Annotated in this window: 9 protein-coding genes; 4 read left to right on the forward strand and 5 right to left on the reverse strand. The window is 64.2% G+C overall.

Going from position 1 to position 11,627, the window contains the following annotated elements; all coding sequences use genetic code 11:
- The first annotated feature begins 177 nt into the window (after positions 1–177).
- Both K0P03_RS09010 and K0P03_RS09015 read left to right on the forward strand, forming a co-directional pair.
- A complete protein-coding gene (locus tag K0P03_RS09010; RefSeq protein ID WP_272790465.1) occupies positions 178–1,977 on the forward strand; it encodes an extracellular solute-binding protein in 1,800 nt (599 codons plus the stop codon).
- Between the two features lie 196 nt (positions 1,978–2,173).
- On the forward strand, positions 2,174–2,845 hold the full coding sequence (locus K0P03_RS09015; protein WP_023512416.1) for a DsbA family oxidoreductase: 672 nt from the start codon (positions 2,174–2,176) through the stop codon (positions 2,843–2,845).
- Between the two features lie 20 nt (positions 2,846–2,865).
- Here the strand turns inward: K0P03_RS09015 and K0P03_RS09020 are convergent, their stop codons facing one another.
- The 4 genes from K0P03_RS09020 to K0P03_RS09035 form a co-directional block, all read right to left on the reverse strand.
- Positions 2,866–3,624 carry a class I SAM-dependent methyltransferase gene (locus tag K0P03_RS09020; RefSeq protein ID WP_272789402.1) on the reverse strand — a complete coding sequence of 253 codons (759 nt, stop codon included), beginning with the start codon at positions 3,622–3,624 and terminating at the stop codon, positions 2,866–2,868.
- Between the two features lie 105 nt (positions 3,625–3,729).
- On the reverse strand, positions 3,730–4,368 hold the full coding sequence (locus K0P03_RS09025) for a glutathione S-transferase family protein (RefSeq protein ID WP_272789403.1): 639 nt from the start codon (positions 4,366–4,368) through the stop codon (positions 3,730–3,732).
- A 22-nt stretch (positions 4,369–4,390) separates the two neighbouring features.
- Positions 4,391–7,897, reverse strand: coding sequence for a transcription-repair coupling factor (gene mfd, locus K0P03_RS09030; RefSeq protein WP_272789404.1), 3,507 nt, complete (start codon positions 7,895–7,897; stop codon positions 4,391–4,393).
- Complete coding sequence (locus tag K0P03_RS09035) at positions 7,894–8,202, reverse strand: FAD assembly factor SdhE (RefSeq protein WP_037408428.1); 309 nt, start codon at positions 8,200–8,202, stop codon at positions 7,894–7,896. The genes mfd and K0P03_RS09035 overlap by 4 nt, the downstream gene beginning before the upstream one ends.
- 107 nt (positions 8,203–8,309) lie before the next feature.
- On the opposite strand from K0P03_RS09035, the gene recG reads away from it, so the two are divergent.
- Together recG and K0P03_RS09045 are read left to right on the forward strand one after the other, a co-directional pair.
- Positions 8,310–10,415 (forward strand): ATP-dependent DNA helicase RecG, encoded by a 2,106-nt coding sequence (gene recG / locus K0P03_RS09040; protein ID WP_272789405.1) that lies wholly within the window; start codon positions 8,310–8,312, stop codon positions 10,413–10,415.
- A 109-nt stretch (positions 10,416–10,524) separates the two neighbouring features.
- The gene (locus tag K0P03_RS09045; protein ID WP_272789406.1) at positions 10,525–10,740 is read left to right on the forward strand and encodes a hypothetical protein; all 216 of its coding nucleotides are present in this window, start codon (positions 10,525–10,527) and stop codon (positions 10,738–10,740) included.
- A gap of 176 nt (positions 10,741–10,916) precedes the next feature.
- Here K0P03_RS09045 and K0P03_RS09050 read toward each other — a convergent pair whose 3' ends face one another.
- Positions 10,917–11,618, reverse strand: a complete 702-nt coding sequence (locus K0P03_RS09050) for a DUF502 domain-containing protein (RefSeq protein WP_023512649.1) — start codon at positions 11,616–11,618, stop codon at positions 10,917–10,919.
- Positions 11,619–11,627: the final 9 nt, after the last annotated feature.

Below are 11,627 nucleotides of genomic sequence, written 5' to 3' on the forward strand. Positions count from 1 at the left end.
CATGACCCGCTTCGGGGAACCCTGTTACAATGGGCCGCGCCGGATATCCAGCCTTTCTTGATGAAATTCCCGCGTGTATTCGATTTCCCTCACCTGCCACGCTGCCGTCCCGTTTCAAGCGCGTATAATGGGAAAGAATCATCCGGACCCCACGAGGAGACACAATTGCGCCCCTTCCTGACGGCCCTTGCCGCCTGCCTTCTCGGCCTGCCCGCGACCTTCGCCCATGCCGCCCCGGTTCACGGCATCGCCATGCACGGCGCGCCGGCCCTGCCGGCGGACTACAAGCATTTCAGCTACGTCGATCCGGACGTGAAGAAGGGCGGGCGCATCTCCTACGGCGTCGTCGGCACTTTCGATAGCCTCAATCCCTTCATTCTCAAGAGCATGCGCACCACGGCGCGCGGCATGTGGGACCCCGAATTCGGCAATCTCGTCTACGAATCGCTGATGGTGCGCTCGCGCGACGAGGCCTTCACCATGTACGGCCTTCTGGCCGAAAGCGTGGAGTGGGACGACGATCGCAGCTTCGTCGAGTTCCACCTCAACCCGAAGGCACGCTGGGCGGACGGCAAGCCGGTGACGCCCGAGGACGTCATCTTCACCTTCGAGCTGATGCGGGACAAGGGCCGCGCGCCCTTCAGCATCCGCCTGAACAGCGTGGAAAAACTCGAAAAGACCGGCGACAACAGCGTCCGCTTCACCTTCAACGACAAGGGTGACCGCGAGGCACCGCTCCTGATCGCACTCTCGCCGATCCTGCCGAAGCACGCCACCGATGTGGAGACGTTCGACCGGTCGTCGCTCGCCCTGCCGCTCGGCTCCGGCCCCTACAAGGTCAAGCTGGTGAAACCCGGCGAGCGCATCGTCTACGAGCGCGATCAGAACTATTGGGGCAAGGACATCCCCTCCAAGGTCGGTTTCGATAACTACGACGAAATCTCGGTGGAGTACTTCCTGCAGGACAACTCGCTGTTCGAGGCCTTCAAGAAGGGCGCGGTCGACATCTACCAGGAAGGCAATCCGACCAAATGGGCGCGCGGCTACGATTTCCCCGCTGTCCAGTCCGGCACGGTCATCAAGGATGCCGTGAAATCGAAGCTGCCGCCCGTCATGTTCGGCTTCGTCTTCAACACAAGGCGTCCGATGTTCCAGAACGCGGAACTGCGCAAGGCGCTGCTCTATGCCTTCGACTTCGAATGGGTCAACCGCAGCCTGTTTGAAAACGCCTATACCCGCACGGAAAGCTTTTGGCAGAACACCGCGCTGTCCGCGCTCAGCGCACCGATCGACGCACGGGAGCGCGAGATCCTCGGCGATGCGGCGAGCCGGATCGATCCGGCCATCCTCGACGGCACCTACCGTCTACCGGTAACCGATGGTTCGGGCCGCGACCGCAAGGTGCTGCGCGAGGCGATGAACCATTTCAAAGCTGCCGGCTATTCCATCAAGGATGGCCGCATGGTCGATGCCTCGGGCAAGCCGCTCGCCTTCGAGATCATGACGCAGAATGCCGATCAGGAAAAACTCGCCCTCGCCTACCAGCGCTTCCTGGGCGCGCTCGGCATTCGCATCACGCTCAGGACCGTCGATGATTCGCAGTACCAGAGCCGGAGCCAGACTTTCGACTACGACGTCATTATGAAGGCCTTCCTCTCCTCCCTGTCGCCGGGCCTCGAACAGGTGCGGCGCTGGGGATCGCAGGCACGCGACACGGAAGGCAGCGAAAGCTTTGCGGGCGTTGCCGATCCCGACCTCGACCGCGTCATGGCTGCCATCCTTTCCGCCCGCACGGCAGAGGATTTTGGCTCGGCCGTGCGGGCCCAGGACAGGATGCTGCTGTCCGGCAACTATGTCGTGCCGCTCTATCATCTCGGCGAGCAATGGATCGCGCGCAACAAGAACATCGGCCGCCCGGACATGACGCCGCTCTGGGGCTTTCAGCTTCCCGTCTGGTGGGATGAACGGGTGCAATAAAAAGAGGCTATCCCCAGAATTGGGGTTACCTCCAGGTAACCTGTTGAAAGCGGCGGCAAGCCGGCCTATCTCGGCAGTAAGAGCACGGCGCGCCCTATCGGGCCGCCGCCGTCGCAGATGTTTGACACTGCCACGCAGACCGAGCATGCGGCTGCGCGGTGGCCGGGATTGTCCGGCGCCTTGAAAGGAAATGCAGATGGAAGCCATTACGATCGATGTCGTCTCCGACGTCGTCTGCCCATGGTGCTATCTCGGCAAGAAGCGTCTCGAACAGGCGATCGAGGCGGTCAAGGACGATCTCGCGGTCGCCGTGACGTTCCGCCCCTACCAGCTCAATCCCGACATGCCGGCCGAAGGGGTCGACCACAAGAAGCACCTGGCTGAAAAACTGGGTGGCGAGGAGGCGGTAGCGCGCGCGCACGAAATGCTGGCGGGGCTCGGCCAGGAAGCCGGCATCGACTTCGACTTTCCTGCCGTGAAGATCAGCCCGAACACGCTCGACGCCCACCGCCTGCTGCGCTGGGCGATGATCGAAGGCCCCGAGGTGCAGAGCCGCGTCGCGGTTGCGCTCTTCAAGGCCTATTTCGAGGAGGGCCGCAATGTCGGCGATCGTGCCGTCTTGCTCGACATAGCCGAGGCCTGCGGCATGGACCGCGCCGTCGTCACTGCGCTCTTTTCGGCCGGCGCGGATGTCGATTCGGTCAAGGAGGAGATCGGCATGGCCCGCGACATGGGCGTGACTGGCGTTCCCTGCTTCATCATCGACAACAAATATGCCGTGATGGGTGCGCAGTCGGTGGACGTGCTGACCAATGCCTTCCGTGAGATCGCGGCCCTGAAGGCGCAGGAGCGCATCGGGAAGAACTGAGCAGGAGGGGCGCGGCATCTCTATCCGCTGCGCCGTGCCTCGAACGTCATGGTTCCGGTGTTCTTTCCAGGTGCCTGGCCGAAGACATAGTCGCTGGACACGATGACATCGGAAAACCCGGTCGCCTCCAGGGCAAGCCTGAGTTCCTGCATGCCCCACCAGCGCAGCGTGAACAGGTCGAGCTCGCTTTCGAGCAGTGCTCCTCCCGACCACCGTTCATAACGCAGGTACGCCGATGTCGTCTGGGACACATAGTCCGGCTCGGCGCGATGGTCGAGCAGGGTTAGGAGATCGCCTTCTGCTGTTTTCCAGCTGCGCGTCGGCGCCGCCGAGCCGAAAAGGCCATCGATCCCGCCTATGTCGATGATGAGCCTTCCGCCGGGCAGAAGGTGAGCATGAAGGCGCCGGAGGAAGGCAAGCGCATCGTTCCCATCGGTGATGAGCTGAAAGGAACCGGCGGGAATGATGGCCGCCGCGAACCGCCTGTCGTAATGAAATGTCTCGAAGGTCTGCTGCGAAAGTCTGGCGACGATGCCGCGGGCCTGACACGCCTCCCGGCCATAGGCCAGCATCTCCTCGGAAGCATCGAACCCGTCTACGTCTATGCCCGCCTCGCGAAGCGGTACATAGACGCGCCCATTGCCCACTGCCGGTTCGAGGACGGGCCCACCGCATTCCTGGAGTCGTGCACGGTAATATTCGACATCACCGAACGAGCGGCCGACGGGTTTGTCCAGATTGTAAACAAGTGACGCTAAAGCACTGTATCTATTATTCATATCTATATTCTCCACGAGAAAAATCTCGCATGCTCAAATTTCCAGTCCCGCGAGATTCAGGAACCGGCAAAGCTGCAGGTTTGAAAAGCTTCCCGAGCTTTGGATTCACGCCCCCGTCGCTGCCACGGAAGAGCGCGCCCTGATCCCCTCCCACCAGGCCCGGATTTGCGCAAACTCCGCGAGAAGCGCAGTGCCTTCCGGTGCCTGCTCGAACAGGGCAAACATCGGTACCGCATGAAAATCGGCGAGCGAGGGTTCCGATCCGGCCAGCCAGGGCCCCTCGCCGAGCAGGCCCGAAAGCGCCGCAAGGAAGGTGCGAGCCTTTTCCAGTCCGGCAGCGATGAGCGCCTCATCCGCCGGCTCGGTCTCCATGCGCTGGACATAGACGTCCCAGACCATCGGCCGATAGGCATAGTTGTCCAGCATGGCGATGATCTGGTTCATCCGCGCCCGTTCACGGACATCGCGGGGCTGGAGCGACGGGCCGAAGAAGGCCTCATCCACATAGCGGGTGATGGCGCTCGTCTCGTAGAGGCGGAAACCGTCATGCTCGAAAGCGGGAATGCGGCCGAAGGGATGACGCGCCTGGTAGTCCGCCGGCAATCCCTGCTCGGCGAACACGTCGATCGGCACGAGATCATAGGACACGCCCTTTTCGTGAAGGGCGATCCGAACGATGCGGACATAGACGCTGTAGGTGGCGCCGTAGACAGTGGCGGACGTATTGGCGGTCGTCATCTTCATCCTCCATCCAGGCGCAACGCACCTACTGTTTCGCAAGCCCTGCAAGCTGCGTCATCACCTGCGCCGCACCCGTCAGCCGCTTTTCCGGCGTCGGGTAGTCACGGGCGAGGAACAGGCTCTGGTCGGGCCGGATCTTGGCCATCGTGCCCTGCTTGGCAATGTAGCCGACCAGCGCCGCCGGGTTCGGAAACTCCTTGTGGCGGAACTGCACGACGACGCCCTTCGGTCCGGCATCGAGCTTCTCGACATTCGCCACGCGGCAGAGCGACTTGATGTAGACGATCTTGAGGAGGTGCTGCACCTCGATCGGCAGCGGCCCGAAGCGGTCGATGAGTTCGGCGCCGAAGGCGTCGATATCGCGCAGTTCGGTGATCTCGCCGAGGCGGCGGTAGAGGCCGAGGCGCAGATGCAGGTCCGGCACGTAGTCGTCGGGGATCATCACCGGCGTGCCGACGGAAATCTGCGGCGACCACCCGCTATCGGCGACCTCCTCGTCACCCTTGATTTCGGCAACCGCCTCCTCGAGCATCTGCTGGTAGAGTTCGAAACCGACCTCCTTGATATGGCCGGACTGCTCTTCGCCAAGCAGGTTGCCGGCGCCGCGGATATCGAGGTCGTGGCTGGCAAGCTGGAAGCCCGCGCCGAGCGTATCGAGCGATTGCAGCACCTTCAGGCGGCGCTCGGCCGTGCCCGTCAGCGTGCGGTTGACCGGCAGCGTCAGGAGCGCGAAGGCGCGCACCTTCGACCGGCCGACGCGGCCGCGCAGCTGGTAGAGCTGGGCGAGGCCGAACATGTCGGCCCGGTGGATGATCATCGTGTTCGCCGTCGGCACATCAAGGCCGGATTCGACGATGGTCGTCGAGAGCAGCACGTCGTAGCGGCCTTCGTAGAAGGCATTCATGATGTCTTCGAGTTCGGTGGCCGGCATCTGGCCATGCGCGACGGCGACCTTCAGCTCCGGCACGTCCTGGCGCAGGAAATCATGGATTTCCGAGAGGTCGCTGAGCCGCGGGCAGACGTAGAAACTCTGGCCGCCGCGATAGTGCTCGCGCATCAAGGTCTCGCGAATGACGAGCGGATCGAAAGGCGAGATGAAGGTGCGCACGGCCATGCGGTCGACCGGCGGCGTGGTGATCAGCGAGAGTTCGCGCACGCCCGTCATGGCAAGCTGCAGGGTACGCGGGATCGGTGTCGCCGAGAGCGTGAGCACATGCACGTCGCTCTTCAGCTCCTTCAGCCGCTCCTTATGCTTGACGCCGAAATGCTGCTCCTCGTCGATGACCAGCAGGCCGAGATTGGCGAACTTGATCGACGAACCGAGCAGCGCGTGGGTGCCGACGACGATATCCGTCTTGCCTTCGGACAACTCCTTCTTGGTGAGCGCCAGTTCTTTCGCGCCGACGAGGCGGGAGGCCTGTTGCACGCGGATCGGCAGGCCCCGGAACCGGTCGGAAAAGGTCTTGAAATGCTGGCGGGCGAGCAGTGTCGTCGGCACGACGACGGCAACCTGCACACCGTTCATCGCGGCGATGAAGGCCGCGCGCAGCGCCACCTCGGTCTTGCCGAAGCCGACGTCGCCGCAAACAAGGCGGTCCATCGGCCGGCCGGCACCAAGGTCTTCGCGCACGGCATCGATGGCATTCGCCTGGTCGTCGGTCTCGTCATACGGGAATCGGGCCGCGAACTCGTCGTAGATGCCCTCCGGCGAGGCGAGCACCGGCGCGTGGCGCACCAGCCGTGCGGCGGCGATCTGGATGAGGCCGCCGGCCATGTCGAGCAGGCGTTTCTTCAGCTTGGCCTTGCGCGCCTGCCAGGCGACGCCGCCGAGCTTGTCGAGCAGCGCATCCGTGCCCTCGCCGCCGTAGCGCGTGAGCAGGTCGATGTTTTCGACGGGCAGGAAGAGTTTCGCCTCGTCCGCATAGACGAGTTCGAGGCAGGCATGCGGCGCGCCGGCCGCCTCGATGGTGCGCAGGCCGACGAAGCGGCCGATGCCATGCTCGGCATGCACGACGATCGAGCCCTCATCGAGCCCGGCGACCTCGGTAAGGAAATCCGCGCCACGCTTGCGCCGTTTCGAGCGCCGCACCATGCGGTCGCCCAGAATGTCCTGCTCACCGACGACGACGATGTCGCCGGCCTCGAAACCGCTTTCGAGGCTGAGCACGGCCGACCCCGCCTCACCCGGCTTCAGCTTGCGGATATCGGAGAATTTCTCGACGGGAACGACATTGCCGAGGCCGTGTTCGGCGAGCACCTGCAACAGACGGTCGAGCGATCCTTCCGACCAGCCCGTCACCAGCACCTTGGCACCGGACGCCCGCTTGTCGGCAATGTGCTTTACCGCCTGGTCGAAGACGTTGATACGGGCGCTGTCCGCATCCTCGCTGCCGGCAGGCCGGGCCCAGCGCATGCCGGGCCGCGCCGCGATGGTTTCGACATGCCGTGTCTCGCCCTCATGCTCGTTGAAGGGGGAGAGGCGGATGGCAGCACGTTCGTCGAGCTCGCGGCCGAACCGCTCGGCATCGAGATAGATGAGGCCCGGCGGCACCGGTTTGTAGGGCGTCGCCTGTGCCACCTGGCCCTTGCCGGGCGTCGCCGAGGCCACGCGGGCGTCGTAGTAGTCGCGTACGAGACGGGAGCGCTCGACGGCCGCCTCACGCACCGTATGGTCCGTAACGATACGGAAGCCGGCGAGATAGTCGAAGGCGGTTTCCAGGCCGTCGTAGAAAAGCGGCAGCCAGTGCTCCATGCCGGCATAACGCCGACCTTCGGAAACGGCCTGGTAGAGCACGTCGTCTCGCGTTGCAGCGCCAAAGGAAGAAAGGTAGTGCTTGCGGAAATGCGAGATCGTCTCCGGTGTCAGCGTCACCTCGCTCATCGGATTGAGGTCGAGGGAGCGCGCCTGACCGGTCGTGCGCTGGCTGGCCGGATCGAAGGAACGGATGCTCTCCAGCGTGTCGCCGAAGAAATCGAGGCGCACGGGCTCGCCGCTGCCGGGCACGAAAACGTCAAGGATGCCGCCGCGTACCGCGTATTCGCCAACCTCGCGCACCGTTGCCACGCGCTCGAAGCCGTTGCGCTCCAGCCGGGCGGCAATGTCGTCCATGCGCACCTGGTTGCCGGGCTTGGCGGAGAAGGCAAGGCCCTCGATGATGTCGCGCGGTGCCGTCTTCTGCAGCATGGCGTTGACGGTGACGAGCACGATGGCCGCATGCGGCTTCTTCTGGTGGGCGATCAGCGCGGAAAGGGCGGAAAGGCGGCGTGCCGACACTTCCGCGCTCGGCGAGACACGGTCATAGGGCAAACAGTCCCAGCCCGGCAGCGTCAGCACCGGAATATCCGGCGCGACGAAGCCGAGCATCTGCTCAAGATCGGGGATGCGCTGGCCGTCCGACAGCACGTAGGCGAGCGGGCCGGAAGAGCGGGCAAGCTCGGCGAGAATCAATGGCTCGACGCCGGATGGTACGGCGCCGATGGTCATCGGCCGGCCGGCGGCCGCAATGTGTTCGGGAGAAAATCCGGGGATCATGCGCGGTCATCTTTGAAGAGCGGCGAGAAATCGGGCCGATAGGCGGCGATGCGCGGGAAGAGGCCGTCGCGGAATGTCTCCGGCACCGGCTTTTCCCCCGTCACCCACTTGATGAGGTCGTTGTCCTCTTCCGCCATGATGCGCTCGAGTTCGTCGAGCTCGATGTCGGAAAGCGTTTCGATCTCCGCATCGGCGAAGGCACCGAGCACCAGATCCATCTCGCGGATGCCGCGGTGCCAGCAACGGAAGAGGATGCGCTTGCGGCGCGGGTCGATGTCGGCGCTGGAGCGTGTCGTACCCGTCATGATCGTGCTCGCTTTCTGCCAGTTCATGCAATTCCGCGTTTCTATAGACCGGCAAAAGCCGCTTGTCAGCCTTGCCAAAGCGTCCTCGTCCGGCGATTTTGGCCGCCATGAGACCTGCATTGCTCGATCCGCTCTTCGCTCCCCTCTCCTCGCTTCCGGGCATCGGCCCAAAGCTCGGCGATCTCTTCGCGCGCCTGCTCGGTCAGGAGAGCATCGAGGACTGCCGGGTCATCGACCTCGTCTTCCATTTCCCGCATTCGATCGTCGACCGGCGCAACCAGCCGGGTGTTGCCCATGCGCCCCAGGGCGTCATCGTTACCATTACCGGCCGCATCGACCGCCACCAGCCACCGCCACCGGGCAAATCGAGCCAGCCCTACCGCGTTTTCCTGCATGACGAGACCGGGGAGCTGGCGCTCACCTTCTTCCGCGTCAAGGGCAACTGGCTGGAAAAAGCGCTTCCGATCGACGAGACGGTGGTGGTGAGCGGCAAGGTAGACTGGTTCAACGGCCGCCCGTCGATGGTGCACCCCGATTACATGGCGCGGCTCGGCGAGGCCGACAATGTGCCGCTGGTCGAGCCGGTGCACGGCCTTACCGCAGGCCTCACGTCACGCGTGCTGCGCAAGTCGGTGGAGGCGGCCGTCGCCCGCGTACCGCACCTGCCGGAATGGATCGAGCCGACATTGTTGCAGCGGCAAGGCTTTTCCTCCGCCTTCGACGCCATCCACCGCCTGCACGACCCACGCGACGAGACGGATCTCGACCCGCAGGCACCCGCCCGCCGCCGGCTCGCTTATGACGAATTCCTGGCAGGCCAGATCTCGCTCGCTTTGGTGCGCCAGCGCCTGCGCAAAGTCGCCGGCCGCCCGGTGATCGCGACGGGCGTGCTGAGCCGTCCGGTGATCGATGCCCTGCCCTTCTCGCTGACGAACAGCCAGCAGACGGCCATTGCGGAGGTGCTGAAGGACATGGCAGGCGAGCAGCGCATGCTGCGGCTGTTGCAGGGCGATGTCGGCGCAGGAAAAACCGCGGTGGCGCTGATGGCGATGCTGGCCGCGGTCGAATCGGGCGGCCAGGCGGTGCTGATGGCTCCGACGGAAATCCTGGCGCGCCAGCATTTCGCAACGCTCTCGCGCATGGCGGCGCCTGCCGGTGTCACCATCGACGTCCTGACGGGCCGCACCAAGGGCCGCGAGCGCGACGCCATTCTCGAACGCATCGCCTCCGGCGAGACGCAGGTCGTCATCGGCACCCATGCGCTCTTCCAGGACAATGTCGCCTACAGGGACCTCGTGCTCGCCGTGGTGGACGAACAGCACCGTTTCGGCGTGCACCAGCGCCTGCGGCTGACCGCCAAGGGCATCTCGCCCCACATGCTCGTCATGACCGCGACGCCCATCCCGCGCACGCTCGTGCTGGCCGCCTTCGGCGACATGGACGTGTCCAAGCTCACGGAAAAACCCGCCGGCCGCAAGCCAATCCAGACGGTCGTCATGCCGCTGGAGCGCATCGGCGATATCGTCGACCGCCTGCGCACCGCGCTTTCCGAGGGCAAGAAGGCCTACTGGATCTGCCCGCTGGTGGAGGAGACGGAGGAGAGCGAACTCATGTCCGTCGAGGAGCGGCATGCGACACTCGCCAGCATCTTCGGCGATGCGGCGGGGCTCGTGCACGGACGGATGAGCGGACCGGAGAAAGACGCCGCCATGCTCGCCTTCAAGAACGGCGAGACGCGGTTGCTCGTCGCGACGACCGTGGTGGAGGTTGGCGTCGATGTACCGGATGCCTCCATCATGGTGATCGAGCATGCCGAGCGCTTCGGCCTTGCCCAGCTCCACCAGCTGCGCGGCCGCGTCGGGCGGGGCGAGGAGGCGTCGAGCTGCATCCTCCTCTACAAGGGGCCGCTCAGCGAGAACGGCCGGGCACGGCTTTCGATCCTGCGCGAGACGGAGGACGGTTTCCGCATCGCCGAGGAGGATTTGAAGCTGCGCGGCGAAGGCGAGCTTCTGGGCACCCGCCAGTCCGGCACGCCCGGCTTTCTGGTGGCAAGCCTCGAAGCCCATGGCGACCTTCTCGAAATCGCCCGCAAGGACGCCGCCTATGTGCTGGAGCGCGATGCGGACCTGACGAGCGAACGCGGCGAAGCGATCCGCACGCTGCTCTATCTCTACCGCCGCGACGAGGCGATCCGCTTCCTGCGTGCCGGATGAAGCGCAGGAGGATTTCGCACAGGAGCGCTTCCGCCACAAAAACGTGATTTCGCCGATGTCCGGCGTGAAGGCATACTTTCCATCGCCCCAGCGAAGAAGGAGAAATGCCATGAAGACAGTTCTCGTAGTCGCAGCAACGCTCGGCCTTTCGGCATCCGCCGCCTTTGCGGAATGCGCCTGGCACAACAAGGTCAATGCGGAAGCCAAGGTCGACAAGACCATCACCACCGCAAGCGTCACCACAACCGGAAAGCAGTCCCGCCTGCCCGCCGAGGAGGGCAAGGTCATCCTGGAAGAGCAGACGGACGCAGCGGTTACCGAATAGCCTTTTCCGGCCGCCCCTTCACGGGGCGGCTCGAAGGCTGAACGCCGACATCACCCGTAAACCTTCCCTCCGTCATCCTCGGGCTTGACCCGAGGATCCATGTCCCAAGCAGGGCCGTGCCGTGACGCATGAATCCTCGGGTCAAGCCCGGGGACGACGTCGAGGGTTCGGTTCCCTCAGCTCTTCTTCTTGCCCTTCGCCTTGCGCTGAGCCTCGCTCTCGACGAGCTGGAGCGGCTTGTCCGGCGGCGTGACGAGGCCGACGGAGATGATGAGCTTGGCGGCGTCCTCCGCGCTCATGTCGAGCGGCACCAGCTTTTCGCGCGGCACATAGACAAGGAAACCGGCGGTCGGAAAGGGCGTCGGCGGCAGGAAGCAGGCAACCATGTCCTTGCCCATCGCACGGAACTTCGTCGCGATCTCGCCGCGCGCATCCGTGGCCACGAAGACGATCGCCCACAGGCCGGGGCTCGGATATTCGATCATCGCCGCCTTGTTGAACGAGGTCCCCTTGTCCTTCAGCACCGTCTCGAAGATCTGCTTCAGGCTCTTGTGTACCGTGCGCACCAGCGGCGTACGGTTGAACAGCCCGTCGCCAAACTCGACGATGGTGCGGCCGATGAGGTTCTTGCCCAGAAACCCGACAAGCGTGATCAGCACCAGCGCCGTCAGGAGCCCGAAGCCGGGAATGGCGAACTGCAGATAGTTTTCCGGATTGTACTGTGCCGGAATATAGGGTTTCACCCAGCTGTCGGCCCAGCGGATGAAGGTCCAGGTCAGCCATATGGTGATGGCGATCGGCGCACAGATGACGAGGCCGGTCAGAAAATTGTTGCGCAGCCGCATGGCGAGCGACTGTCTCGGAACGAGGTCGGTCATCGGATATCC

Origin of the sequence: Shinella sp. HY16 (genome assembly GCF_028534175.1) — a bacterium.
Lineage (GTDB): Bacteria > Pseudomonadota > Alphaproteobacteria > Rhizobiales > Rhizobiaceae > Shinella.